The organism is Streptomyces sp. NPDC017936 (genome assembly GCF_044328485.1).
Classification (GTDB): Bacteria; Actinomycetota; Actinomycetes; order Streptomycetales; family Streptomycetaceae; genus Streptomyces.
This window is the reverse complement of sequence record NZ_JBIRHK010000007.1, coordinates 316,333-341,201: the sequence shown is the minus strand read 5'-3', so window position 1 is coordinate 341,201 and position 24,869 is coordinate 316,333. Positions and strand designations below refer to the sequence as shown.

Genomic DNA, 24,869 nt, shown 5'->3' with positions numbered 1-24,869 from the left:
CGCCACGTGAGTGAGAGTCCCTTCCAGACCGAGCCGAACCCCCGTGACCGGGCTCCGCAGTTCGTCCTGCCCCTCGTCGTCCGGATCGAGAAAGCCGACCCCCCGGCCCGTACCGACGCGCTGGAGACCGCCGCCCGGGCCGTGCTCGTGCTGCTGAGCGACGAGCGGTCCGCCGGGGACGGGGAGTGGGCGCGGGCCGTGCGGGACTGGCAGGACGCCCGGATCCGGAAGGTCGTGCGGCGGGCCCGGGGCGCCGAGTGGCGGCGGGCCGGGGCGCTGCCCGGGATCACGGTGACCGGGAAGGCCGCCGAGGTGCGGGTGTTCCCGCCGGTGCCGCTGGACGGCTGGCCGAAGGACCTGGCGAAGCTCCAGGTGTCGGGGACCGATCTCGACGATCCGCAGGGGCCGGCGGAGCCGGACCCGGGGCTGCCGGTGCTGTGGATGAGCCCGCAGGTCGAGATGTCGGCGGGCAAGGCGATGGCCCAGGCCGGGCACGGCGCGCAGCTCGCCTGGTGGGAGCTGTCGGACCAGGAGCGGGCGGCCTGGCGTGCCACGGGGTTCGCGCTCGCCGTGCGGACGGCGGAGCCGGACCGGTGGCGTGAGCTGACCGCGAGCGGGCTGCCGCTGGTGCGGGACGCGGGGTTCACCGAGATCGCGCCGGGGAGCTGCACGGTCGTCGCCGACCACCCGGCCCTGCGCCGGGCGTAGCCCGTCGGCCCGGAACCTCAAATGTTGCTCTGAAGGAGGGCGGCGGACGGTTCGCGCCGGAGCGGCGGGGTCATATCCCCGTCACCACGGAGGGGGCACGGAGGAGGGGGCCATGACACGACTCGGGACGGGAATCGGCTGGCGGCCGGAGATCGCGGACGCCGTGGAACGGATGCCGGGCATCGACTGGGTCGAGGTCGTGGCCGAGAACGTCTGCCCCGGCCACCTCCCCGACTCCCTGCTGCGGCTGCGCGAGCGCGGGGTCACGGTCGTCCCGCACGGCGTCTCGCTCGGGCTCGGCGGCGCGGACCGGCCCGACGAGGGACGGCTGACGGCGCTCGCCGAGCGGGCGCAGGCCCTGGGCTCCCCGCTGGTCACCGAGCACATCGCGTTCGTCCGGGCGGGCGGACCGCTGACCGCCTCCCCGCACCTGGAGGCCGGGCACCTGCTGCCGGTGCCGCGCACCCGCGACGCCCTCGACGTGCTGTGCGAGAACGTGCGCATCGCGCAGGCGGCGCTGCCCGTGCCGCTCGCCGTGGAGAACATCGCCGCGCTGTTCGCCTGGCCCGGCGAGGAGATGACCGAGGGCCAGTTCCTGTACGAACTGGCCGACCGCACCGGCGTGCGCCTGCTCATCGACGTCGCCAACCTGCACACCAACCACGTCAACCGGGGCGAGGACCCGGCCGAGGCGCTCGCCGAACTGCCGCTGGAGGCCCTCGCGTACGTCCATGTCGCGGGCGGCTTCGAACGGGACGGCGTCTGGCACGACAGCCACGCCCACCCGGTCCCGCGCCCGGTCCTCGACGTCCTGACCGACCTCGCGTCCCGGGTGTCGCCGCCCGGCGTGCTGCTGGAGCGCGACGAGAACTTCCCCGAACCGGCCGAGCTGGAGCGGGAGTTGACCTCGATCCGGCAGGCCGTGGCGGAGGGCGCGCGGACCCGGACCGCCCCGGTGGCCGCCGTGGCCGAGCCCGCGCGGCCGCAGAGCCCGGTCGCCGTGCCGGACGCGGCCCGTCAGCGCCTCGGCCTCGCCCAGGCCGCGCTGCTGTCCGCCCTGGTCGCCGGGACGCCCGCCCCCGAGGGCTTCGACCGGGTACGGCTCGGCGTCCAGGCGCGGGCCCTCGCGGCCAAGCGGGCGGACGTGGTGGCGAAGGTCGCCCCGGAACTGCCGCTGATCCTCGGCGGCGGGTACCGGTCCGCGTTCCTCGCGTACGCCCAGGGGCATCCGATGCGCGGCGGCTACCGGCAGGACGCCCTGGACTTCGCCGAGCAGGTGCTGCTCGGCGGGCGGCTGGCGGAGGAGCGGGCGGGGCGGGAGCTGCGCACGTGGTGGCTGGACCGGTCCGGGCCGGCGCCGCGGCCGCGGTCGCGGTGGGCCCGGATGGGGCGGTCGCTGATCGGCCGGTGAGGCCCGGGGGCGGGCGCAGGCCTTGCGGTCCCTCGCCTCGGCCGGGCCGGCGCGGCGCGATGCCCCTCTCCCCTGTGCTTCCCGCCCTGCGCCCTCCACCCGGACCTTCCCGTTCACCCGGAATACCCCTTACGCAACCCTTCGGTCCCGTAAGGCAGTCGGCGTGGCGGCCGCAGTAACATGCCAGTCCCGCACCCGATCCACACCGGCGTGCGGTGCCGTGAGCAGGAGGCACCATGCGACCGCGACCCCCGGTCAAGGGCAGAGGCATCTTCAGTGGCACCGGGCTCATCATCACGGGCCTGGCGGCGACCTTCGTGGCGCTGGCGTACCCGATCTGGTCGTACGAGGAGGAGCAGCCGCCGGCGAGCGCGGACGTCCTGAACGCGCAGACCGTGGCGACGCAGTACGGCCCGCTGTCCGGCCTCGACCGGGACTTCGTCACCAAGGTGCGGCTGGCCGGCCTGTGGGAGCTGCCGGCCGGCCGGTTGGCGCAGCGCAAGGGCACCACCGAGGCCGTGCGGACGGCGGGGCGGCACCTCGTCGAGGGGCACACCTTCCTGGACGAGCGGACACGGTCGGTCGCCGCACAGCTCGGGCTCGCGCTGCCGAACGAACCCGACGACCAGCAGAAGGGCTGGCTGGAGGAGCTGGACGCGGCACAGGGCGTGGAGTTCGACCGGAAGTTCGCCAACATCCTGCGGCTGGCGCACGGCCGGGTGTTCCCCGTCGTCGCCCAGGTGCGGGCGAGCACCGGCAACGCGCTGGTGCGCAACCTCGCCGACGACGCCAACACCACCGTGCTGGACCACATCACGGTCCTGGAGGCGACCGGGTACGTCGACTTCGACGCGATCGCCCGGGAGCTGGCGTCCACGGGCACCCCGTCGCCGGCCGGCTCCCCCGTCCCGGTGCGGCCGGCGGCCGGCCCCGGCGAGGTCGTGCCGGTCACCCCGTCGCCGCCCCCGGCCCCCTCCCTCCCGCCCGCCGTGTCGGGACCGCCGCCGCAGGACGGCACCTGACGGCGCCGCGCCGGAACGAAGACCACCGGAACGTCACATATCCACAACGCTCCGTCCGGATAGTGAACGAGGTATGGCGTTTCCCTGTGCGCCCGCATAGAAAAACGGCATGTTCTGGGTCCTCCTCCTGCTGCCGGCCTGGGCCGTCGCCGGCGTGGCGTGCACACGGCTGTGCCTGGCGGCCGTCCGTGCCGCGGCCGTGGACGCGGACGCGGGCCGGGGACACGACCTCACGCTCTACGAGGCGGCGTTCCTCTCCGGCGGCCCGCGCCGGGTCGCCGATCTGACCCTGGTGTCCATGGCGCGGCAGCGGCGGCTGCTGCTCGCCCACACCGGCTGGGCCACCGTCGTGGACCCGCGCGGGCGGGACGAGATCGAGCGGTCGGTCATCGGCGCCATCGGACCGGAGGGACAGTCCCGCATCGCACCGGTACGGGCCGCCGCGGCCGCGGCGGACGCGGTGCGCGGCCTCGCCGACCGGCTGGTCGGCGCCGGCCTCGCGGTGCCCGACGGGGCCCGCACCACGGTCGCGGCGGGGGTGCGGCAGGTGCGGGGCGCCGCCGTCGCCGTGCTCGTGCTGGGCGCCGTCGCGCTGCTGATGCCCACCCCCTCGGACATGCCGCGCACCCTGATGGCCCTCTGGTTCGCGCTGCCCCTCGCGCTCACCCTGAGCTGCCTGGCCATCGCCCGCGTCGAGGTGCACCCGTACGCGCGCTGGGCCTCCCCGGCCGGGCAGCGGCTGCTCGGCGCACTGATCCGGCACGCCGGCGGCGACGGCGACCGGGACGACCGCGCCTACCTGACGTCCGTCGCCGTGCACGGGATCCGGGCCGTCGGCGAGCCGGAGCTGCGGGCGGCCTTCGCGCACCGCGAGCCGTACGTCCGCGGCTGAGGAACCGCCGCGGACGCTTCCCGGTTCGGGGCGAGCCGCCTCCCGCGCGCGTCGCGGCCGGAGAACGCGTCCCGGTTCCCGGGGCGCGTCCAGGTTCCGAGGGGCGCACACGGGGCATTGGCGCCGACACCCTCGGGCGGTGCTTGCCTTCCTCGACGGCCACACCAAACATCCCTTTTGTCGCCGCCGCGCACCGAAGGGACACCCGATGAGAGCCGCCGCCCTCTACCCGGCCGCCGGAGCCCTGCTCCTGACCACCCTCTCCGCCCCCGCGGACGCCGCCCCGGGCTCCGGCGTCGCGCTCGCCGCCGCGCGCGCCGCGGAGCAGGGCATCGTCTTCGGCAAGTGCGCCGGCGCGCGGGGCCTGCCGGACGGGGTGCAGTGCGGCACGGTCTCCGTCCCACTCGACTACGCGCGGCCCAGGGGCAAGCAGATCCGGCTGACCGTCAGCCGGGTCCGCGCCACCCAGCGCGACCCGCGCAACAGCAAGCGCCGGGTGCCCCGGCAGGGCGCGCTGGTCTTCAACCCGGGCGGACCGGGCGCCTCCGGCCTGTACTTCCCGCAGGTCGGGCAGCTGCCCGAGTGGAAGCGCCTCGGGGCCGCGTACGACCTGGTCGGCTACGACCCGCGGGGCGTCGGCCGTTCGGCGCCGCTGTCCTGCCAGGACGCCGGGCACGTCAACACGGCGCCCTCGGCGGCGCCGACGCACCCCTCGGAGGCGTACAAGCGGGAGCGGATCACGCAGGCGAAGGCGTACGCGCGCGGCTGCGGCCGGCGGGCGGGCAGCGCCCTGCGGCACTACAACTCCCTCAACAACGCCCGCGACCTGGACGTCCTGCGGGCCGCGCTCGGGGAGGACCGGCTGACGTTCGTGGGCGCGTCGTACGGCACCTACATCGGGGCGGTGTACGCGACGCTGTTCCCCTCGCACGTGCGGCGGATGGTGTTCGACTCGGCCGTGAACCCGGACCCCGCGCAGATCTGGTACCGCAACAACCTGGCCCAGTCGGCGGCGTTCGAGGGCCGCTGGGCGGACTTCCGGGAATGGGTCGCCCGGCACGACCACGTGTACGAACTGGGCGACACCGCGGAGCGGGTGCTGCGCAGCTACGAGCGGGCGCGGACACGGCTGGCCACCGAGCCGGCCGGCGGGACCGTGGGACCCGGACAGCTGCAGGCCGCGTTCCTCCAGGCCGGGTACTACGACGACTACTGGCCGTCCCGGGCGCGGGCCCTGTCGGCCTACCTCCAGGGCGACCCGAAACCGCTCGTCGCGCTCGCCGCCCCGGACCGCGCGGCGGCGGCGGACGCGGAGAACGCGAGCGCCGTCTACACGGCCGTCGAGTGCAACGACGCGCCCTGGCCGACGGACTTCACGGTCTGGGACCGGGACAACACGCGGCTCGCGCGCGTCGCGCCGTTCGAGACGTGGGACAACGTGTGGACGAACCTGCCGTGCGCGTACTGGCCGGCGCCGCGGCAGAAGCCGCTGGACGTGCGGACCGGGCCGGGCGAACTGCCGCCGACGCTGGTCCTGGCCGCCGAGCGGGACGCGGCCGCACCGTACGCCGGGGCCCTGGAGATGCACCGGCGGCTGACGGGTTCGGTCCTGGTGACGGAGCGGGACGCCGGCACCCACGGCATCGCGGGCGGGCCGAACCGCTGCGTCAACGGCCACCTGGAGGCGTACCTGCTGGAAGGGCGGCTGCCGGCGCGGCGCGCCGCCTGCGCGCCGCGCCCGGAGCCGAGGCCGGCGGACCGCCCCGAGAAGGCGGCGGTCCGGGCGAAGGGCTGATCAGGCGAGGCCGGCGACCAGGTCGGCCACCGACTTGCGGCGCCCCGTGAAGAACGGGACCTCCTCGCGGACGTGCCGGCGGGCCTCGGAGCCGCGCAGGTGGCGCATGAGGTCGACGATGCGGTACAGCTCGTCGGCCTCGAACGCCAGGATCCACTCGTAGTCGCCCAGCGAGAACGAGGCGACCGTGTTGGCGCGGACGTCCGGGAAGCCGCGGGCCATCTTGCCGTGGTCGGCGAGCATGCGGCGGCGGTCCTCGTCGTCCAGCAGGTACCAGTCGTAGGACCGCACGAACGGGTACACGCTGACGTAGTCGCGGGGGGTCTCGTCGGCGAGGAACGCCGGGATGTGCGAGCGGTTGAACTCGGCGGGGCGGTGCAGCGCCATGTTCGACCAGACCGGCTCCAGCGCGCGGCCCAGCCTCGTGCGGCGGAAGAGGTTGTACGCCTCCTGGAGCTGGTCGCTGGTCTCGGCGTGCCACCAGATCATGACGTCGGCGTCGGCGCGCAGCCCGGACACGTCGTAGGTGCCGCGGACCGTCACGTCCTTCGCGGCGAGCTGGTCGAACAGCTCCTGGACCTCGTCGGCGTATCCGCCGCGCTCCTCGGGCAGCACGTCCTTCAGCTTGAAGACGGACCACAGCGTGTAGCGGATGACCTCGTTGAGGTCCTTGGCCAGCTTGCCCTTGTTCGGGATCCTGCCGGGCTCGGTGGTGGGGGCGTCGTCACTCATGGCTCTCATTCTCCCGCTCCGCCGTGCAGGCTCTGCACCGGGTGGGCGGTGAGCTCCTGCACAGCCCGCAGGTCGCCGCCGATCTGGTCGGCCGCCGCGTACGCGCTCGCGATGCAGGCGGGGATGCCGACCCCGTCGTACGCGGCGCCGCACACGGCGAGCCCGGGGAGCCCGGCGACGTGCTCGCGGATGCGGGCCACGCGCGCGTGGTGGCCGACCGGGTACTGGGGCAGGCCGTCCGTCCACCGGGTGACGAGGGTGTCCAGCGGCGTGGCGTCGAGGCCGGTGGCCGCCTTCAGGTCCCGCCGGGAGACGTCGACGAGGTGGGCGTCGTCACGCTGGAAGATCTCCGTCTCGCCGTACCGTCCGACGGAGGTGCGCACCACGAGCACGTCGGGGTTCTCCTCGGCGCTCCAGCGCCACTTCCGGGAGGAGAACGTGGACGCCTTGATGGTGCGGCCGTCGACGGGCGGGACGAGGAAGCCGCTGCCCTCGGGGAGGGAGGCGTCGGCGCGGCGGTAGGCGAGGGTGACCAGGGCCATCGAGGCGTACTCGACGGTGCGCAGTTCGGCGGCGGCCGCGGGGGACTCGGCGGCCAGCAGGTCGGCGGCCGCGGGCGCGGGAACGGCGACGACCACGGCGTCGGCGCGCAGGGCGAGGTCGCCGGCCGTCACGCGCCAGCCGCCGTGGGCGTCCCGGCGCAGCTCCGTCGCCGCACGGCCGTACAGGATCTCGCCGCCGTGCGCGGTGACGGAGTCGGCGACCGCCCGGGGCAGGGTGCCGACGCCGCCCTCGATGCCCGTGAACACGGGCCCGGTCCGCGGGTTCGCGGCGGCCTCGGCCTGGATGCCGCGGACGGCCTCGGTCAGCGAGTCGTGCCTGCGGGCGGCCTCGAAGAGCTGCGGGACCGCCGAACGCATCGAGATGCGGTAGGCGTCGCCGGCGTAGACGCCGCCGAGCAGGGGCTCGACGAGCCGGTCGACGACCTCGCGGCCGAGGCGCGCCGCCACGTACTCCCCGACCGCCACGTCCTCGCCGGTCTCCGTGCGGGGCAGGCCGGCGTCGCGTTCGATGCGGGCGAGGCCCTCGTCGGAGAGGACTCCGGCGACGGCGGCGGCGGTGCCGGGCACGCCCATCACGTGCCCCTTCGGCATGGGACGCAGGGCGCCGCGGGTCCAGATCGAGGCGGTGGCGGTGGCGGGCGGCTGGAGCCGGTCGGCGAGTCCCACCTCGCGCGCGAGGGCGACCGCCTCGGGACGGCGGGCCAGCATCGACTCGGCGCCCAGGTCGATCCGGACGCCCTCGACGCTGCCGACCCGCAGTTTGCCGCCGGCCCTGTCGGCCGCCTCCAGCACGGTGACGCGCGCCCCGCGCCGCACCAGCCGGTGGGCCGCGGCCAGTCCCGCGATGCCGGCCCCGACGACGACTACGTGGCCGGCGCGGTCCGGGCCCTCGTGTGATCCGCTCATGGCTCCACCCTCTCAGACACCGCAGGCAGCCGTGCCAGGGCCGTGTGGCCCTGCCGAGTCCCGACCGTGACCGCTTCGGAACCGGATCCGTCCAACGCCGCGGCCGGTCCCGGCGTCGAAGGAGCGACAGCCGTTCCACGACCCTCGGGGGGTACGCCCACATGCGCACACGACGTCCCGTACGGCCGCTGCACGCCCTGGCCGGGATCCTGCTCGCCGCCACCGTCGCGCTCACCGGATGCAGCGGCGCGGACGACGCGGCGGGCAGCGGTTCCGCCGCGAACGACAAGGCCGCCGCCGCGGACGCCGGCGCGGCCGGGCCCGCCCGGGAGGGCGCGGCCGCGAGCGGCGCGCAGCCGAGCGCGGCGCCGACGCCGCCCGTGAACCGCATCATCCGCACCGCGACCCTGACCGTGCAGGTCGAGGACGTGCCGAAGGCCCTCGACGAGGCCCGTGCCACCACCGAGAACGCGGGCGGCTACGTCGGCGACGAGACCACCACCCGCGACGAGGACGGCGCCGAGCACACCCGGGTCGTCCTGCGCGTGCCGGTGGAGAAGTACGACGACGTCCTCACCGGCCTCCAGGGCGCGGGCCGGCTGCTGGAGCGCACGGCGAAGGCGCAGGACGTCACCGACCAGGTCGTCGACGTCGAGAGCCGTATCGCGTCGCAGCGCGCCAGCGTCGCCCGGATCCGCGCGCTGATGGAGCAGGCCACCGAGCTGGACGACGTCGTCACCCTGGAGGGCGAGCTGAGCCGGCGGCAGGCCGACCTGGAGGCGCTGCTCGCCCGGCAGGCGTCCCTGAAGGACCGCACCAGCATGGCCACCGTCACGCTGACCCTGGCCGAGGAGCCGGTCGGGAAGAAGGCGGAGGAGGACGACGGGCCCGGGTTCCTGGACGCGCTCGCGGGCGGCTGGGACGCGTTCGTGGCGATGCTGCGCTGGATCGCCGTCGTGTTCGGCGCGGTGCTGCCGTTCGCCGCGGTGGCCCTCGTGCTCGTGCTGGTGTGGCTGCGGCTGCGGCGCGGCCGGCGCCGGACGGCGCCCGACGGGGCCGGGCAGGACCGAAGTGCCGCCCGCCCGTAGCGTGTTCGCATGAGCATGAGCGAGAGCGCGCGCCGGGGGAACGCCGGGCGGGAACGGCTGGTCGTGATCGGCGGGGACGCCGCGGGCATGTCCGCGGCATCCCAGGCCCGCAGGCTGAGGGGGACCGGGGAGCTGGAGATCGTGGCCTTCGAACGCGGCCACTTCACGTCCTACTCGGCCTGCGGCATCCCGTACTGGGTGGGCGGTGACGTCACCGACCGGGACGCGCTGGTCGCCCGCACCCCCGAGGAGCACCGCGCGCGCGGGATCGACCTGCGCCTGCGCACCGAGGTCACCGAGATCGACGTGGCGCGGCAGAGGGTGCGCACGCGTGACGTCGACTCGGGAGCGGAGTCCTGGACGCCGTACGACAAGCTCGTCGTCGCGACCGGGGCCCGTCCGATCCGGCCGGACATGCCGGGGGCCGACGCCGAGGGCGTGCACGGGGTGCAGACGCTGGACGACGGGCAGGAGCTCCTCGACACGCTCACGCGCGCGCGTGGACGGCGCGCCGTGGTGGTCGGCGCGGGCTACATCGGTGTGGAGATGGCCGAGGCGCTCATCAACCGGGGCTTCTCGGTGACGGTCGTCAACCGGGGCAGCGAGCCGATGTCGACCCTCGACCCGGACATGGGGCGCCTGGTGCACGGGGCCATGGAGGGCCTGGGCATCACCATGGTGAACGACGCCGAGGTCACCGAGCTGCTCACCCACGACGACGGCCGGGTCCGGGCGGTCCGCACCCGGGACGCCGACCACCCGGCGGACGTGGTGGTCCTCGGCATCGGCGTCCGCCCGGAGACCGCGCTCGCCGGGGCCGCCGGACTGCCCCTCGGCGCGCACGGCGGCCTGCTCACCGACCTGGCGATGCGGGTGCGCGGCCACGAGAACGTCTGGGCGGGCGGCGACTGCGTCGAGGTGCTCGACCTGGTCTCCGGCCAGCAGCGCCACATCCCCCTCGGCACCCACGCCAACAAGCACGGCCAGGTCATCGGCACCAACGTCGGCGGCGGCTACGCCACGTTCCCCGGTGTCGTCGGCACGGCCGTCAGCAAGGTCTGCGATCTCGAGATCGCCCGCACGGGCCTGCGCGAGAAGGACGCGCGCAGGGCGGGCCTGCAGTACGAGACGGTCACCGTCGAGTCCACCAGCCGCGCCGGCTACTACCCCGGCGCCTCCCCGATGACGGTCAAGATGCTCGCCGAGCGCCGGACGGGCCGGCTGCTGGGCGTGCAGATCGTGGGCAGGGAGGGCGCGGGCAAGCGGGTCGACATCGCGGCGGTCGCCCTGACCGCCGGCATGACGGTGGAACAGATGACGGCCCTGGACCTGGGGTACGCGCCGCCGTTCAGCCCGGTGTGGGATCCGGTGCTGGTGGCGGCCCGCAAGGCCGCGGCGAGGATACGGAACGCGTAGGGCGGCCGGCCCGGACCCGAAGGGGCGCGGGTCCGTGGCGACGGGCGGCTCCGCCGCGCGGGGCGCGACCCGTGCCCCGCGCCCCGTGGCGCCGCGGCCGGTCTACGCCGTCCCGCTGAGCCTCGGCAGCGTCGACACCGGAGCCGCGGCCGGTGTCTCCGTGGGCTTGGCGTGCGCGGCGGCCGCGGGCCGCGACCGCAGCCGGTGGCTGACGGCCTCGTCCAGCGTCACCGGCCGCTTCATCTGCGAGGCGAGCCGCCCGGCCTCCTGGCCGAGCCGTGCCACGTCCTCCCAGGGCAGCCGGACGACGAGGGAGAGTTCCGCCTCGCCGTCGGGCGTGGCGTGCATCGCAGCAGTGACCCGCTCGTTCATCGTCCGTCCCTCACGTCGTCCCCGCGGCCCGCCTTCCCCGGACCGCGGGTGGTTGCCGGTTCATACGCACCGGCGGCGGGGCGCGTTCACCGGTTCGCCCGGCGGATCGGGGGCAGTACTCCCTTGTGGTCATCCCCGTGCATGACGTGAACCCCGCGCGCCGTACCCCGGTGGTGACGTACGCGCTGATCGCCGCGAACGTCTTCGTGTTCCTCTTCATGCCCGGCCTGTCCGGTTCCGTGGCCGGCGACAGCGGCCTGGCGCAGACGTGCCACCTGCACGCGTTCCTGGAGCACTACGCGGCCGTGCCGCGGGAACTGATCCACGATCAGCTGCCCCGGCTGGTGCCCACGGGCGAGGTGCGGGACGGCGGCTGTCTGCTGGGCCCGCCCGGCTACGACAAGTCCCCGGCGCTGAGCGTGTTCACCGCGATGTTCCTGCACGGCGGCTGGCTGCACCTGCTGGGCAACATGCTGTTCCTGCTGATCTTCGGCAACAACATCGAGGACCGCATGGGCCACGTCCGCTTCGCGCTGTTCTACGTCGCCTGCGGCTACGCGGCGTCCTACGGCTTCGCGCTGGTGAACGCCGAGTCGACGGACCCCCTGATCGGCGCCTCGGGGGCGATAGCGGGGGTGCTCGGCGCCTACCTGGTGCTGTATCCGAAGGCCCGGGTGTGGGTCCTCGTGCCGTTCCTGGTCTTCCTGCCGCTGCGGCTGCCGGCCTGGCTGGTGCTGGGCTTCTGGTTCGTGCTCCAGGCGGTGTACTCCTCCGGCGAGGGCGTCTCCGCCGCGGGCACCGTCGCGTACGCGGCGCACGTCGTGGGCTTCCTCGCCGGCATGCTGCTCGCCTGGCCGCTCAAGCCGGGCACTCCCCCGCCGCCGGAGCCGGGCGGCCTGCTCTTCGGCAGGCGGGCCCGGCCCCGGCACACGTGGTGAGCGTCGCGGAGGGCTTCTAGCGGGCCGTCCGCGTGTGGACGTACTCCACGAGGCGGGTGAGCGCGTCCGGGTCGGTGGCGGGCATGACGCCGTGGCCGAGGTTGAAGACGTGGCCCTCCAGACCGGCGGCCGCGTCGAGCACCTCGCGGGTCCTGGCCTCGACGGCCTCGCGGGTGGAGAACAGCACGGTCGGGTCGAGGTTGCCCTGGAGCGCCCTGCCGGGGCCGACGCGGCGGGCGGCCTCGTCGAGCGGGACGCGCCAGTCGACGCCGACGACGTCCGCGCCGGCCTCGCCCATGAGCCCCAGCAGCTCGCCGGTGCCGACGCCGAAGTGGATGCGCGGGACGCCGTACCCGGCGACCGCGTCGAAGACCTTCGCGGAGGCGGGCATCACCGAGCGGCGGTAGTCGGCCGGGGCGAGGGCGCCGGCCCAGGAGTCGAAGAGCTGGACGGCGCTCGCGCCCGCCTCGATCTGCACCTTCAGGAAGGCGGCCGTGATGTCCGCGAGCCGGTCCAGCAGGTCGGCCCAGAGCTCGGGGTCGCCGTACATCATCGCCTTGGCGTTCTCGTACGTGCGCGACGGTCCGCCCTCGACGAGGTAGCTCGCGAGGGTGAACGGCGCACCCGCGAAGCCGATCAGGGGGGTGGAGCCGAGCTCGCCGGTCAGCAGGCCGATCGCCTCGGTGACGTAGGAGACGTCCTCGGGGGTGAGGTCGCGCAGCCGGGCGAGGTCGGCGCGGGTGCGGATCGGCTGTTCGACGACCGGGCCGACGCCCGGCTTGATGTCGAGGTCGAGGCCGATCGCCTTGAGCGGGACGACGATGTCGCTGAAGTAGATCGCCGCGTCCACGCCGTGCCGGCGCACCGGCTGGAGCGTGATCTCGGTGACCAGCTCGGGCCGCATGCAGGACTCGAGCATCGGGACGCCCTCGCGGACCTTGCGGTACTCCGGCAGGGAGCGTCCGGCCTGCCGCATGAACCAGACCGGCGTGTGGGGCACGGGCTCACGCCTGCACGCCTTCAGGAAGGGGCTGTCGTACGTCGCTGTCGGCGGCCGGCCCGCCGGGCTCTCGTTCACGCTCACGACGGCAAGTCTCGCACGCCGCCGCGGACGGTCGAGCCGCCCCCTGCCGGGCCCCGGCCCGTGCGCGTGTTCGCCCAGCGCGCACCCGCCGGGGCCCCGGCCACGGGTGTCTTGCCCTGCGCGAGGCCGCCGTTCCCTTTAATCTTCCCCGCATGGCTGCGGCTCAGGGACGACTGTCGGACGGCACGGGCGGAATGGACGACGAGGACGGGGAGGACCGGGGTGGGAACAGGTCGGCTCCGCTGCCCTTCCGGGCCGCCGTCGACGCGCTGAGGACCGCCCGGCTGCGACCACAGATCGAGGTGGAGCCGACACCGGCCCCGCAGCGGCTCGCCCCGTTCGCGTACGCCCTGGAGGCGGCGGTGGTGGACGGCGACGAGGACCTGGCGGACGGCCGGCTGGTGCTGCTGCACGACCCGGACGGGCACGAGGCCTGGCGGGGCGCCTTCCGGCTGGTGACCCTCATCCGGGCCGAGCTGGAGTCCGAGATGGCCGTCGACCCGCTGCTGCCGGAGGTGTGCTGGTCCTGGCTGACGGGCGCGCTCCAGGCGCGCGGGCTGACGTACGGCGAGCCGAGCGGGACCGTCACGCGCGCGAGTTCGCACTACTTCGGCGGGCTGTCGGAACGGCCCGCCGCCTCGCAGATCGAGATCCGGGCCTCCTGGACGCCCCGCGAGGGCCTGGGCGGGGTGCCGGACACGGCCGCGCACCTGGCGGCCTGGAGCGATCTGCTGGCCCAGGTCGCGGGACTGCCGCCGGCCGGGCCCGGCGACGCCTCGGTGGTGACGCTGCCGCAGCGGCGGGGGCCGCAGACCCGCTGATCTCCGTCCTCGGGGCGCCCGTGACCGTCACCGGTCACGGGCGCCTCCCTCGTTCGGCCCCCTCCATGACCGTCTCTTTGTCGATACGGCCACTTCCGGTCTCATACATCCCCCACTCAAACCGACTTGATCTTCGGGCGATCGCTCGCGTGTCCGAATTGCGCAGATTTTTACTCACTAGATCGTGATCATTTTCTAAAGGACCCCGGGTTCGCTGCCGAAGACGGATGTGACCTTGAAAGCACGGTTCGTCCCGGCTTCATCCCCACAAGCCGGCCCCGTCCCCCGACCCAGGAGGCCTGGTGTCCGTTCTCCTCGAGCAGCCCGCAAGCCTGGTCGCCTACCGCCCGAACAAGCCCACCGCCATGGTGGTCGTGGCCGATCCGCGCGTCCGTTCCACCGTCACCCGCCACCTGTGGGCGCTCGGTGTGCGCGACGTCATCGAGGCCTCGTCCATCGCGGAGGCTCGTCCCCGCATCGGCAACCCCCGCGACATCTGCGTCGCCGACGTCCATCTGCCCGACGGCTCGGGTCTCACCCTGCTGTCGGAAACCCGTGCCGCGGGCTGGCCCAACGGGCTCGCCCTGTCCGCCGCCGACGACATCGGCGCCGTGCGCAACGCCCTCGCGGGCGGCGTCAAGGGCTATGTCGTCACCGGCACCCGCACCAACGTCGGGCTCCCCACCCGGCCCGGTGCCGCCCCCATCGGCGCGGCCGCCGCCCGTCTCCACCGCCGCCCCCCGGGTGCCCCGAGCCACCCGGGCGGCTACCGCGAGCTGTCCGGTCGCGAGGTGGAGGTGCTGCGGCTGGTCGCCGAGGGCCAGTCGAACAAGGCGATCGGCGTCTCGATGGGCCTGTCCGCACTGACCGTCAAGAGCCACCTGGCCCGCATCGCCCGCAAGCTGGGCACGGGCGACCGGGCCGGCATGGTCGCGGTCGCCCTGCGGACCGGCATCATCCACTGACCCCCACCCGCACACCCGCCACGGGCCCGCCCGTCTCCCCGGACGCGGACCCGCACCCATCCCCGCACACGGACCCACGCCCACCCGTACCCCCGACCCGCCCGCACACCCCCTCACCCCACCCCGCCCGTACCTCTCCCACCGAACCGCCCGAACCGTGGCACCGGCCCACGGAGGGCGCGCCGGGACCGCACGCCCCGGCCCTCCCCCCGCCTGACTGGTTCACGACCCCGCGCTACCCGCCGACGGAACGTTCCGTCGGCGGGCGCCGTCCGCACACGGATACCCTTGACCGGTGACCGACGCCCAAGAAACCGCAGCAGCCAGTTCACTGCGAACCACCGGAGGCGCCCCTCCGGACGATGGCGGATCCACTGCTTCCGGGGCGCCGACACCTCTGCTCGAACCGCGCGAGGGCATTCCCCCCGTGATCGCCGACGAGGACTCGCTCGCCCGGGTGATCGCGGCGTTCGCCGCCGGCTCCGGCCCCGTCGCCGTCGACGCCGAGCGGGCCTCCGGCTACCGCTACGGCCAGCGCGCCTACCTGGTGCAGCTGCGCCGCCAGGGCGCGGGCAGCGCGCTGATCGACCCCGTGGCCTGCCCCGACCTCTCCGCCCTGGGCGACGCCCTGTCCGGCGTGGAGTGGGTGCTGCACGCCGCCACCCAGGACCTGCCCTGCCTGCGCGAGATAGGCATGGTGCCGACGCGGTTGTTCGACACCGAGCTGGCCGGACGGCTGGCCGGGTTCCCGCGGGTCGGTCTGGGCGCGATGGTCGAGGGCGTCCTCGGCTTCGTCCTGGAGAAGGGACACTCCGCCGTCGACTGGTCCACCCGGCCGCTGCCCGAGCCGTGGCTGCGCTACGCCGCCCTGGACGTCGAGCTGCTGGTCGATCTGCGCGACGCGCTGGAGAAGGAGCTGGACCGGCAGGGCAAGCTGGAGTGGGCCCGCCAGGAGTTCGACGCGATCGCCTCGGCCCCGCCGCCGGAGCCCCGCAAGGACCCCTGGCGCCGCACGTCCGGGATGCACAAGGTGCGCCGGCGGCGGCAGCTCGGCGTGGTGCGGGAACTGTGGCAGACGCGGGACCGGATCGCGCAGCGACGGGACGTGTCGCCGGGCAAGGTCCTGTCCGACGCGGCCATCGTGGAGGCCGCGCTCGCCCTCCCGGCCAACGTGCACGCGCTGGCCGCGCTGAACGGCTTCGGCCACCGGATGGGGCGGCGGCAGCTGGAGCAGTGGCAGGCGGCGGTCGACCGGGTGAAGGCGCTGAGCGAGTCCCAGCTGCCGCAGCCCGGGCAGCCGGTCGCCGGGCCCCCGCCGCCGCGGGCATGGGCCGACAAGGACCCGGTGGCGGCCGCACGGCTCAGTGCGGCGAGGGCCGCCGTCTCGGCGCTGGCCGAGGAGCTGGCCATGCCGCAGGAGAACCTCATCGCGCCGGACACGGTGCGGCGCGTGTGCTGGGAGCCGCCCGGCACCGTCGACGAGGAGTCCGTCGCGGCCCTGCTCGCGGGGTACGGGGCACGGCCCTGGCAGGTGGAACAGGTGACACCGGTCCTGGTGGCGGCGCTCTCGGCGAAGGGCGCCCCGTAGGGCTTCGCCGGGTTCCGGCTCCGTGGACCCGCGGGCTCGCCGGCACACGGCCGGGGCCCGCGAAACTCGCCGGCTCGCCGGCACGTGGCCGGGTCCCTCGAAAAGGGACCCGGCCGGCCGCCGGAACGGTCGCCCGGTCCGCGCGGGCAGACCCCACGTGTCCTGCCGGCGCGAGGGGAGCGCAGTGGGCGCACCGGACGCCCTTGCGCACGTCCCTTTCGTGCTCGACGGCACCCGGCTCCGCGGAAGTGTCACGGAGCCCTCCCGGCTCCCGCCCGCGAGCGGCCCGGATACAACCCTCGCGGCCCGTCGCGAGTCGGAGACGCCGTAATGAGGTGGGGGTCTTCGCACAACCGGGCCGCAGGAACGGCATGCGACGCGCGCGGCCCTCCTGAAGATCACGCAACAGGATGTGCACGTCATGCCAATCCGTGTCCCCTATCGTTCCCTTCGCGGCATGTCCGCCGTCGCCGCCCTGCTCGCGATCGGCGCGGTGGGATGCTCGGACGTCTCCGACGCCGTCGACAGCGCCAAGGAGGGCGCGAAGGAGGTGGCTCGCCAGCGCCCGGTGTCCTCGCTGGACATCGGCGATTGCTACAACCCGAACGGCAAGGCCGAGGGGACGGCGTACGCCGTCGAGATCGTGCCCTGCGACGAGGCGCACCAGGGCCAGGTCGTCGGCGAGTTCGCGATCGACGAGGGCGAGGAGTACCCCGGCGAGGACGGGATCTCGTCGATCGCCGACACCCGCTGCCCGGTCGAGGCACAGAAGTACACCCCGGACACCTGGGCGCTCCCCAAGGGCGTCGCCCTCTTCTACTACACCCCGACCAAGGAGAGCTGGGCGACGGGTGACCGCGCGGTGAGCTGCACCTACACCGCGGAGAAGGGCACGTTCAGCGGCTCGCTGAACACGGCGAAGTCCCTCAAGCCCGAGCAGACCACGTACCTCGAGGGTTCGAACGCGGTCTACGAGGCCCTGTGGGCGAACCAGCCCGAGAAGGACGCCGTCGAGGACGACCTGGCCGGCTACAAGGCGCAGGCCAAGGCCGTCGCGACCGCCCTCGACGCACACGTCGAGGGCCTGGACGGCATCGAGGGCACCGAGGTCGGCAAGCTCCGCGCGGCGCTGGCGGAGGCGGCCGGGAACTGGAGGAAGGCCGCGAACGCCGCCGACGCCGACGCGTTCTACATCGCCTACGACCCGGCGTTCACCGGCATCGACCCGAACAAGTCGGTCGCCGCCCGCAAGGAACTGGGTCTGGCCACCGCCGTCCCGGCCGACGAGGCCGAGGCCTGGGCGGCCTGACGCTCCGTCGGGTGCGCGGGGCCGTGTCCGTCGAGGGCCCGGCCCCGCTTCCCGGGATCCGTCCGGCCCCGACGCGCCGCCCGGGACACGGCCCCGCGACAGCCCGGGGCCGGTCGAGGTGCGAGGCGGTCCGGGCGGTGCGGATGACCACGCCGGCGTCGGTCCGGTCCCGCAGCCGCGCGATCTCCCCGGCCGGGCGGCGCAGCATGCCGTCGGTGACGGAGCCGGGGTCGTGGTGGACGCGCCCCGGCGCCGCCCCGGGCGAAGCGCCGCCCGGGGCCGGTCCCGCCCGCCCGGCCGCCGGCACGGCGCCCGCGGACGCCGCCGTCCCGCCGTGGCCGCGGGCCGGACGTCGGCCCACGGCGGCCGCGAACCGGGCGTCCGTCAGGGGCTCACCTGGACGCCCCCCGCATGAAGCCGTTGTAGACGTACTTCTGCAGGGCCAGGAAGACGATCAGGGTCGGCAGGATCACCAGGACCGCCCCCGCCGAGATCGTCTCCCAGTGGGCCGCGTAGGGGCCCTTGAAGCGGAACAGGGACGTCGAGATCACGCCGAGGTCCTGCGAGGGCATGTAGAGGAAGGGGATGTAGAAGTCGTTGTAGACGGCGACCCCCTTCACGATCACGACCGTCGCGATCGCCGGTTTCAGCAGCGGAAAGATGATCTTGCGGTAGACGGTGAAGGCGTTGGCCCCGTCGAGGCGGGCGGCCTCGTCCAGGGAGACCGGGATCGACCGGACGAACTGCAGGAAGATGTAGATCGACACGATGTCCGTGCCCATGTAGAGGGCGATCGGGGCCCAGCGGGTGTCGAACATGCCGAGGCTGTGGACGATCTGGAAGGTGGCCACCTGGGTGGTCACGCCGGGGACGAGGGCCGCGACCAGGAAGAGCGCAAGCACCAGTTTCCGGAAGCGGAACGTGAAGCGGTCGATGGCGTACGCCGTCATCGAGCCGATGAGGACCGTGCCGCCGATGGAGACCACCAGGATGAAGGCGGTGTTGCCGAACGCCGCCAGCATCTGCCCGTCCTGGAACGCGGTCACGTAGTTGTGCAGGTTGAACGGGTCGTGCGGGAGCGTGAGCGCCCCGCCGCCCCGCGCCGTCTCCTCCGGGGTCTTGAGCGAGGTCAGGAAGACGACGCCGAGCGGGAGCAGGACGACCACCGACGCGAGGACCAGCGACAGGTACACGAGGGTGCGGGCAACGGCTCGGCGTGTCATACCAGGTCCACCCTGTCGTCGGGGACGAGGCGTCGCTGCACCCAGGTCACCGCCAGGATGATCAGCAACAGCACCACCGCTGCCGCCGACGCGAGGCCCGTCTTGTTGAACTGGAAGGCCAGCTTCACGGTCTGGATCACGAAGGTCTCGGTGCCGGTCGCCCCGCCGGTCATGATGTACGGGATCTCGAAGGCGGAGAGCGAGCCGGAGACGGAGAGGATCACCGTCAGCGTCAGCACCGGTTTGATGCCGGGCGCGATGATGTGGCGGAACTGGTGCCAGCGGTTGGCCCCGTCCAGTTCGGCCGCCTCGTAGACCTCGCCGGGGACGGACTGGATCGCGCCGAGGAACAGGACGAAGTTCATGCCCAGGTGGCGCCAGACGGAGACGCTCGCGAGGGAGACGTTCGCGGAGACCGGGGTGCCCAGCCAGGCGTGGTCCGTGGGGTGGCCGAACAGGCCGAGCACCGTGTCGAGGGTGCCGCCGTCCTGGAAGAAGTAGAGGAAGACGAAGGCGATCGCGACGCTGTTGATCAGGGACGGGAAGAAGAGCACGCCCTTGAAGAAGTTCCGGAAGCGGACGCTGAAGCTGAGGACCGTCGCGAAGTAGAGCGCGACGGCGATCTGGACGGCGGAGGCGGCCAGGTAGTAGCCGCTGACGAAGAACACCTGGAAGAGGTCTTCCCTGGTGAAGATCTCGGCGTAGTTCTCGCCGCCCGTGTAGTGCAGTCCGGGGCTCACGCCGTCCCAGTCGGTGAAGCTGTACGCGACCATGTTGGCGATCGGCGCGTAGGTGAAGGTGACCAGCAGGGCGAGCGGGGCGAGCAGGAACAGCCAGGGGGTGAGCAGGCGCCACGCGCGCGCACGGCGCGGGGCCGGGGCGGGAACGGCCGCCCCCGTGGCCGGCACGGCCTCGGGGGTCGCCTTCTCGGTGGTGTCCGTCATCGGTCGCCCACGGTCTTCTGCGTCTCGGTCCACTTCTTGCCGAGGCCGGCGAGGAAGTCGTCCAGGCTGCCCTTCCTGGCGCCGCGCGCGAGGTCGACGAGGTCCTGGCGGTACTCGGGCTTGTTGATGCCGACCTCGGACTCGTCGTCGATCAGCTTGACCTCGGCGCCCGCCGAGTCGTCCAGTTCGATCAGCTTCACGCCCGCCTCCTCGTACGGCTTGAGGACGTCGGGCATGGGGGCGTCCTTGAGCGGGGAGATGGCGAGGTTGTCCTTGTCGTAGCCGGACTTGTCGGTGAACCAGTCGATCCAGGCGCGGGCCGCCTCCTTGTGTTTCGAGTGGACGTTGACGGCCTGGTGGTAGTCGGGGCCGATGGTCGAGCAGTACTTCCCGTCCGTCTGGGCCGGGAAGGGCATGAAGCCGATGTCGTCCGGGTTCACGCCGGCCTTCCTCGCCGCGTCCTGGAACTGGACGATGGCCCAGGTGCCGAGCCACTGCGTGGCGATCTCGCCCTTGGCCGTGCGGGGCTTGGACTCCTCCCAGTTGCTGGTCGTGGGGTCCTTCTCGGCAAGGCCCTGCTTGACGATGTCGTGCAGCAGCGTGTCGCCGACCCGCAGGTCGGAGCCCTCGGCCCACGGGTCGCCCTCGGCGAGCTTGGTGGTGGCCTGCGGGTCGCAGTGGACCGAGCCGTTGACGAAGGTCCAGGAGGTCAGCGGCCACTGGGCGGCGAAGTTGGTGTAGTAGGGGATCGCGTCGGTCTTCGCCTTGATCGCCTTGAGGTCGGCGAGGAACTCGGCCGGGGAGGTCGGCCACTCGGTGACCCCGGCCTCCTTCCAGATCCTCTTGTTGTAGACGAAGCCGGGCATCACGCCGACCGGGCTCTGCCCGTAGACCTTGCCGTCGACGGCTGTGAAGTCGGTGAAGCGGTACTTCTTGCCGCGTTCGGCCTCGGTGCCGAGGGAGGCGAAGAACTTCGGGTAGTCGCTCTTCTTGATGACCCCGGGGATCAGCAGGACGTCTCCGTAGTCCTCCGTGTTCATCCGGATCTTGATCTCGGCCTCGTAGTTGGTGAGGGCCTGGAACTCGACCTTCACCTCGGGGTACGTCTTGTTGAACTCGGCGGCGTACTTTTTCATCGTGCCGTCCTGCACCAGGTCGGTCCGCACGGTGAGGACCGTGATGTCGCCGCTCACCTTCGTCGGGTCGTCGGGCGCCTCGGCGTCCGCTCCCTCGGAGGTGCCTGCTGTACCGGTGCAGCCGGGGAGCAGCAGGGCGGCTCCCGCGATCAGGGCGAGGACTGTACGGCGGTTCATGTGCATCAGCTCCGTTCACGGGACGGACGAGCACTTGCGGGGTGGTCGAGCACGTACGGGTCGGTCGAGCCGTTCGGGTTGGCTGGTTCGGCACTCTGACAGCGCTTTCTCAACCGGTAAAGTCCCATTCCCGCCAAGGATGACGTGATGGCGCTCGACACTCGGGTGTACCGGTTTAGGGAGTGCGCATGCTGGAGGCGACACCGCTCACCGACGGATGGATCCTGCGGCACGAACAGGAGGCGCTGCCGGCGGCGGTGCCGGGCTGCGTGCACACCGACCTGCTCGCGGCGGGGGTGATCGCGGACCCGTTCCTCGGCCGGAACGAGACCGGGGCCGCGTGGGTGGGGCGGCGGGAGTGGACGTACGAGACCCGGCTGCCCGAGGGAGCCCTCGGGCACGAGCAGACCGACCTGGTCTTCGACGGGCTGGACACGGCCGCCGAGATCCTCGTGGGGGACCAACTCCTCGGCCGAGTGCGGAACATGCACCGTACGCACCGCTTCGACGTGACCGGGATGAACGGACCCCTGACCGTCCGGTTCCGGTCCGCCTACGCCGAGGCGGAGGCCGTGCGCGGACGGCTCGGCGAGCGGCCGGCCGCCTACGCCGAGCCGTACCAGTACATCCGCAAGATGGCCTGCTCCTTCGGCTGGGACTGGGGACCGACCCTGGTGACGGCCGGGATCTGGCGGCCGGTGCGGCTGGAGCGCTGGTCGACGGCGCGGATCGCCCGGGTGCGCCCGGTCGTCACCGTCGAGGAGGGCGCCGGCGTCGTGGAGCTGCACGTCGACGTGGAGCGGACCCGGGTGGAGGCCGCGCTCGCCCTGGAGGCCCGGGTGGGCGGCCGGCGGGTGCGGGCCGAGGTGTCGGGGACGTCCGGGGCCGTACGGGTGGAGGTGCCGGGGGCCGCGCTGTGGTGGCCGCGCGGGTACGGCGAACAGCCGCTGTACGAGGTCGAACTGACGCTGCGTCACGCGGACGTCCCGCTGGACGTCTGGCGGCGGCGGATCGGCTTCCGGACGGTGGAACTGGACACCTCGCCCGACGCGCACGGCACCGGCTTCACCCTCGTCGTCAACGGGGAGCGGCTGTTCGCGCGGGGCGTGAACTGGATCCCGGACGACGTGTTCCCGTCGCGGGTGACCCGCGAGCGCTACCGGACGCGGCTGCGGCAGGCGGCCGGCGCCGGGGTGGACCTGGTGCGGGTGTGGGGCGGCGGGATCTACGAGAGCGAGGACTTCTACGACGCCTGCGACGAGCTGGGCCTGCTGGTGTGGCAGGACTTCCCCTTCGCGTGCGCGGCCTACCCCGAGGAGCAGCCGCTGCGGGGCGAGGTGGAGGCGGAGGCCCGGGAGAACGTCGTACGGCTGATGCCGCATCCCTCGCTGGTGCTGTGGAACGGGAACAACGAGAACCTGTGGGGGTTCCGGGACTGGGGCTGGGAGGAGCGGCTCGCCGGGGACTCCTGGGGGGAGGGGTACTACCTGGGTCTGCTGCCGCGGGTGGTGGCCGAGCTGGACCCGACGCGGCCGTACACGGCGGGCAGTCCCTGGTCCGGGTCGTGGCGGCGGCATCCGAACGATCCGGCGCACGGGACGCACCACTCGTGGGAGGTGTGGAACCGGCAGGACTACGCCGACTACCGGCTCCACGTGCCGCGGTTCGTGGCCGAGTTCGGCTGGCAGGCGCCGCCCGCCCACGCCACGCTGCGGCGGGCGCTGCCCGGGGAGGAGCTCGCGGCCGACTCCCCCGGCATGCTGCACCACCAGAAGGCCGAGGACGGCAACGGCAAGCTCCGGCGGGGCCTGGAGCGGCACTTCGCCTTCCCCGAGGGGGACTTCGACCGCTGGCACTACCTCACCCAGGTCAACCAGGCGCGCGCGGTGGCCGCGGGGATCGAGCACTGGCGCTCGCACTGGCCGGTGTGCGCGGGCACGGTCGTCTGGCAGCTCAACGACTGCTGGCCGGTGACCTCCTGGGCGGCGATCGACGGCGACGGCCGGGAGAAGCCGCTGTACCACGAGCTGCGGCGGCTGTACGCCGACCGGTTGCTCACGCTGCGACGGCGCGACGGCCGCCTGGTGCTGGCGGCCGTCAACCAGTCCGCCGAGCGGTGGGCCGGGACCCTGTCGCTGCGGCGGATGTCCGTCGAGGGGGAGGTGCTCGCGGCGGCGGAGGCCGAACTCGCCGCCGGGGCCCGGGCGGTGGCCGAGGTGCGGGTGCCGGCGGAGCTGGAACCGGACGGGGCGAAGGAGTTCCTGGTGGCCGACGCGGCGGGGTCCGCGGAGGCGTCCCCCGGTCCGGGCGGGGCCGGGAGCGGGGAAGGGCTGCGGGCCGTGCACTTCCCGGTGCCCGACCGGGAGATCCCCTACCCCCGGCCGGAGTTCGACGTGACCGTCGTACCGGGGGGCGTCGAGGTGCGGGCCCGGACCCTCGTACGGGATCTGCTCCTGCAGGCCGACCGGCTGGATCCGCGGGCGCGGGCCGACCGCGGGCTCGTCACCCTGCTTCCCGGGGAACGGGTGACCATCGGCGTCGAGGGCTGGCAGACTCCGGATGCCGACGCCGCCCGTGCCGCGCTGTACTGCCAGGAGCCCGCTCGATGACAGCCTCCCCGTCGCCGTCCCCCCTCCCGCCCCCCTCGCCCCGCGTCACCATCAAGGACGTCGCCGCACGCGCCGGCGTCTCCAAGGGGGCGGTGTCGCTGGCGTTCAACCACAAGCCGGGGCTGGCGGAGGCGACCCGGGACCGCATCTTCGCGGCGGCCCGGGAGCTGGGCTGGGAACCGAACCTGACCGCGCGCTCGCTGTCGAGCTCGCGCGTGGACGTGGTGGGGCTCGCGATCTGCCGGCCGGCGCGGATGCTGGGCCTGGAGCCGTTCTACATGGAGTTCGTCTCCGGGGTGGAGAGCGTGCTGACCGAGCACTCCTGCTCGCTGCTGCTGCGGCTGGTGCGGAACCTGGACGAGGAGGTCGGGCTGCAGGAGTCGTGGTGGCGGGGGCGGCAGATCGGCGGTTCGATCCTGGTGGACTTCCGGGCCGACGATCCCCGGGTGGCGGCGGCCGAGCGGCTGGGCATGCCGGTGGTGGCCGTGGGGCACCCGTCGCTGACCGGGAGCCTGACGTCGGTGTGGACCGACGACGCCACCGCCGTGACGGAGGCCGTGCGGTACCTCGCCGCGCTGGGGCACCGCCGGATCGCCCGGGTCGGAGGCGCGGCGGCCCTCGGACACACCACGATGCGCACCGCCGCCTTCGACCAGGCGGCGCGGTCCCTGGGGCTCACCGGAGCGTGGCAGGTGGCGACGGACTACTCGGGCGAGGCGGGGGCGCGGGCGACCCGCACGATGCTGGCCGCCGCCCCGCCGGACCGGCCGACGGCCATCGTCTACGACAACGACATCATGGCCGTGGCGGGGCTGTCGGTGGCGGCCGAGATGGGCCTGTCGGTCCCCCGCGACGTGTCCCTGCTGGCCTGGGACGACTCCCAGCTGTGCCGGCTGACCCATCCCACCCTCTCCGCGATGAGCCACGACGTGTACGGCTTCGGCGCGGAGGCGGCCCGTACCCTGTTCGGAGTGATCACGGGGACGAACCCGGGCTCCCACCCGGTCCCCACCCCGGTCCTGACCCCGCGCGGCTCGACGGCGCCGCCGGGAGGGTGAGGACGGGGCCGTCGGGATGGGCCGTTCGGGGTGTGACATTCGCCGCTCCCCCCGGCAGGGGTGTGCAGCTACGTTACCCATAAGTAGCATGGGCCTGAGCGCGCGCTCAGCG

At 73.8% G+C, this 24,869-nt stretch carries 21 protein-coding genes; 14 read left to right on the top strand and 7 right to left on the bottom strand.

All coding sequences use genetic code 11. The features are described from left to right. The first annotated feature begins 6 nt into the window (after positions 1-6). From ACH4F6_RS17320 to ACH4F6_RS17300, 5 genes are all read left to right on the top strand, one after another. Positions 7-708 (top strand): aminoacyl-tRNA hydrolase, encoded by a 702-nt coding sequence (locus ACH4F6_RS17320; RefSeq protein WP_397961002.1) that lies wholly within the window; start codon positions 7-9, stop codon positions 706-708. Between the two features lie 112 nt (positions 709-820). Beyond that, entirely contained in the window at positions 821-2,119 is a 1,299-nt protein-coding gene (locus ACH4F6_RS17315) for a DUF692 domain-containing protein (protein ID WP_397961001.1), read from the top strand. A 236-nt stretch (positions 2,120-2,355) separates the two neighbouring features. After that, the gene (locus ACH4F6_RS17310; protein WP_397961000.1) at positions 2,356-3,141 is read left to right on the top strand and encodes a DUF4142 domain-containing protein; all 786 of its coding nucleotides are present in this window, start codon (positions 2,356-2,358) and stop codon (positions 3,139-3,141) included. A 109-nt stretch (positions 3,142-3,250) separates the two neighbouring features. After that, positions 3,251-4,033 (top strand): TIGR04222 domain-containing membrane protein, encoded by a 783-nt coding sequence (locus ACH4F6_RS17305; protein ID WP_397960999.1) that lies wholly within the window; start codon positions 3,251-3,253, stop codon positions 4,031-4,033. Between the two features lie 208 nt (positions 4,034-4,241). Beyond that, positions 4,242-5,828 (top strand): alpha/beta hydrolase, encoded by a 1,587-nt coding sequence (locus ACH4F6_RS17300; protein ID WP_397960998.1) that lies wholly within the window; start codon positions 4,242-4,244, stop codon positions 5,826-5,828. Here the strand turns inward: ACH4F6_RS17300 and hemQ are convergent, their stop codons facing one another. Together hemQ and hemG are read right to left on the bottom strand one after the other, a co-directional pair. Beyond that, entirely contained in the window at positions 5,829-6,560 is a 732-nt protein-coding gene (gene hemQ / locus ACH4F6_RS17295) for a hydrogen peroxide-dependent heme synthase (protein ID WP_397960997.1), read from the bottom strand. A 5-nt stretch (positions 6,561-6,565) separates the two neighbouring features. Next, positions 6,566-8,029, bottom strand: coding sequence for a protoporphyrinogen oxidase (gene hemG / locus ACH4F6_RS17290; RefSeq protein ID WP_397960996.1), 1,464 nt, complete (start codon positions 8,027-8,029; stop codon positions 6,566-6,568). 161 nt (positions 8,030-8,190) lie between these two features. Between hemG and ACH4F6_RS17285 the strand changes: the two genes are divergently transcribed. Both ACH4F6_RS17285 and ACH4F6_RS17280 read left to right on the top strand, forming a co-directional pair. After that, positions 8,191-9,117: a DUF4349 domain-containing protein gene (locus ACH4F6_RS17285; protein WP_397960995.1), complete on the top strand. Its 927-nt coding sequence runs from the start codon at positions 8,191-8,193 to the stop codon at positions 9,115-9,117. A gap of 15 nt (positions 9,118-9,132) precedes the next feature. Further along, on the top strand, positions 9,133-10,533 hold the full coding sequence (locus ACH4F6_RS17280) for an FAD-dependent oxidoreductase (protein WP_397961136.1): 1,401 nt from the start codon (positions 9,133-9,135) through the stop codon (positions 10,531-10,533). Positions 10,534-10,635: 102 nt separating this feature from the next. Here the strand turns inward: ACH4F6_RS17280 and ACH4F6_RS17275 are convergent, their stop codons facing one another. Further along, entirely contained in the window at positions 10,636-10,905 is a 270-nt protein-coding gene (locus tag ACH4F6_RS17275) for a hypothetical protein (protein WP_397960994.1), read from the bottom strand. A 125-nt stretch (positions 10,906-11,030) separates the two neighbouring features. Here ACH4F6_RS17275 and ACH4F6_RS17270 point away from each other — a divergent pair, with 125 nt between their 5' ends. After that, positions 11,031-11,843 (top strand): rhomboid family intramembrane serine protease, encoded by an 813-nt coding sequence (locus ACH4F6_RS17270; protein ID WP_397960993.1) that lies wholly within the window; start codon positions 11,031-11,033, stop codon positions 11,841-11,843. Positions 11,844-11,859: 16 nt separating this feature from the next. Here ACH4F6_RS17270 and hemE read toward each other — a convergent pair whose 3' ends face one another. Then, positions 11,860-12,927, bottom strand: a complete 1,068-nt coding sequence (gene hemE, locus ACH4F6_RS17265; RefSeq protein WP_397960992.1) for a uroporphyrinogen decarboxylase — start codon at positions 12,925-12,927, stop codon at positions 11,860-11,862. Between the two features lie 152 nt (positions 12,928-13,079). Here hemE and ACH4F6_RS17260 point away from each other — a divergent pair, with 152 nt between their 5' ends. From ACH4F6_RS17260 to ACH4F6_RS17245, 4 genes are all read left to right on the top strand, one after another. Further along, positions 13,080-13,748 (top strand): DUF3000 domain-containing protein, encoded by a 669-nt coding sequence (locus ACH4F6_RS17260; RefSeq protein ID WP_397960991.1) that lies wholly within the window; start codon positions 13,080-13,082, stop codon positions 13,746-13,748. Between the two features lie 302 nt (positions 13,749-14,050). Next, positions 14,051-14,713, top strand: a complete 663-nt coding sequence (locus ACH4F6_RS17255) for a response regulator transcription factor (RefSeq protein WP_003993737.1) — start codon at positions 14,051-14,053, stop codon at positions 14,711-14,713. Between the two features lie 295 nt (positions 14,714-15,008). Further along, on the top strand, positions 15,009-16,301 hold the full coding sequence (locus tag ACH4F6_RS17250) for an HRDC domain-containing protein (protein ID WP_397960989.1): 1,293 nt from the start codon (positions 15,009-15,011) through the stop codon (positions 16,299-16,301). Positions 16,302-16,722: 421 nt separating this feature from the next. Next, a complete protein-coding gene (locus ACH4F6_RS17245; protein WP_397960988.1) occupies positions 16,723-17,610 on the top strand; it encodes a septum formation family protein in 888 nt (295 codons plus the stop codon). A 392-nt stretch (positions 17,611-18,002) separates the two neighbouring features. On the opposite strand, the gene ACH4F6_RS17240 is transcribed toward ACH4F6_RS17245, so the two are convergent. The 3 genes from ACH4F6_RS17240 to ACH4F6_RS17230 are packed head-to-tail and all read right to left on the bottom strand — an operon-like array spanning position 18,003 to position 21,090. Next, positions 18,003-18,833, bottom strand: coding sequence for a carbohydrate ABC transporter permease (locus ACH4F6_RS17240; RefSeq protein WP_397960987.1), 831 nt, complete (start codon positions 18,831-18,833; stop codon positions 18,003-18,005). Beyond that, the gene (locus ACH4F6_RS17235; protein WP_397960986.1) at positions 18,830-19,777 is read right to left on the bottom strand and encodes a carbohydrate ABC transporter permease; all 948 of its coding nucleotides are present in this window, start codon (positions 19,775-19,777) and stop codon (positions 18,830-18,832) included. The genes ACH4F6_RS17240 and ACH4F6_RS17235 overlap by 4 nt, the downstream gene beginning before the upstream one ends. Beyond that, positions 19,774-21,090 (bottom strand): extracellular solute-binding protein, encoded by a 1,317-nt coding sequence (locus ACH4F6_RS17230; RefSeq protein ID WP_397960985.1) that lies wholly within the window; start codon positions 21,088-21,090, stop codon positions 19,774-19,776. The genes ACH4F6_RS17235 and ACH4F6_RS17230 overlap by 4 nt, the downstream gene beginning before the upstream one ends. Positions 21,091-21,278: 188 nt before the next feature. On the opposite strand from ACH4F6_RS17230, the gene ACH4F6_RS17225 reads away from it, so the two are divergent. Continuing rightward, a complete protein-coding gene (locus ACH4F6_RS17225) occupies positions 21,279-23,699 on the top strand; it encodes a glycoside hydrolase family 2 protein (RefSeq protein WP_397960984.1) in 2,421 nt (806 codons plus the stop codon). Then, the gene (locus ACH4F6_RS17220) at positions 23,696-24,757 is read left to right on the top strand and encodes a LacI family DNA-binding transcriptional regulator (RefSeq protein ID WP_397960983.1); all 1,062 of its coding nucleotides are present in this window, start codon (positions 23,696-23,698) and stop codon (positions 24,755-24,757) included. Before ACH4F6_RS17225 ends, ACH4F6_RS17220 begins: the two co-directional genes overlap by 4 nt. Positions 24,758-24,869 lie beyond the last annotated feature (112 nt).

Coding starts and splice junctions, on each gene's coding strand:
- ACH4F6_RS17235 (WP_397960986.1), bottom strand. CDS start 19,777: ATGACGGACACCACCGAGAAGGCGACCCCCGAGGCCGTGCCGGCCACG.
- ACH4F6_RS17300 (WP_397960998.1), top strand. CDS start 4,242: ATGAGAGCCGCCGCCCTCTACCCGGCCGCCGGAGCCCTGCTCCTGACC.
- ACH4F6_RS17285 (WP_397960995.1), top strand. CDS start 8,191: ATGCGCACACGACGTCCCGTACGGCCGCTGCACGCCCTGGCCGGGATC.
- ACH4F6_RS17275 (WP_397960994.1), bottom strand. CDS start 10,905: ATGAACGAGCGGGTCACTGCTGCGATGCACGCCACGCCCGACGGCGAG.
- ACH4F6_RS17260 (WP_397960991.1), top strand. CDS start 13,080: ATGGCTGCGGCTCAGGGACGACTGTCGGACGGCACGGGCGGAATGGAC.
- ACH4F6_RS17225 (WP_397960984.1), top strand. CDS start 21,279: ATGCTGGAGGCGACACCGCTCACCGACGGATGGATCCTGCGGCACGAA.
- ACH4F6_RS17305 (WP_397960999.1), top strand. CDS start 3,251: ATGTTCTGGGTCCTCCTCCTGCTGCCGGCCTGGGCCGTCGCCGGCGTG.
- ACH4F6_RS17315 (WP_397961001.1), top strand. CDS start 821: ATGACACGACTCGGGACGGGAATCGGCTGGCGGCCGGAGATCGCGGAC.
- hemG (WP_397960996.1), bottom strand. CDS start 8,029: ATGAGCGGATCACACGAGGGCCCGGACCGCGCCGGCCACGTAGTCGTC.
- hemQ (WP_397960997.1), bottom strand. CDS start 6,560: ATGAGTGACGACGCCCCCACCACCGAGCCCGGCAGGATCCCGAACAAG.
- ACH4F6_RS17240 (WP_397960987.1), bottom strand. CDS start 18,833: ATGACACGCCGAGCCGTTGCCCGCACCCTCGTGTACCTGTCGCTGGTC.
- ACH4F6_RS17310 (WP_397961000.1), top strand. CDS start 2,356: ATGCGACCGCGACCCCCGGTCAAGGGCAGAGGCATCTTCAGTGGCACC.
- ACH4F6_RS17245 (WP_397960988.1), top strand. CDS start 16,723: ATGCCAATCCGTGTCCCCTATCGTTCCCTTCGCGGCATGTCCGCCGTC.
- ACH4F6_RS17230 (WP_397960985.1), bottom strand. CDS start 21,090: ATGAACCGCCGTACAGTCCTCGCCCTGATCGCGGGAGCCGCCCTGCTG.
- ACH4F6_RS17220 (WP_397960983.1), top strand. CDS start 23,696: ATGACAGCCTCCCCGTCGCCGTCCCCCCTCCCGCCCCCCTCGCCCCGC.
- ACH4F6_RS17280 (WP_397961136.1), top strand. CDS start 9,133: ATGAGCGAGAGCGCGCGCCGGGGGAACGCCGGGCGGGAACGGCTGGTC.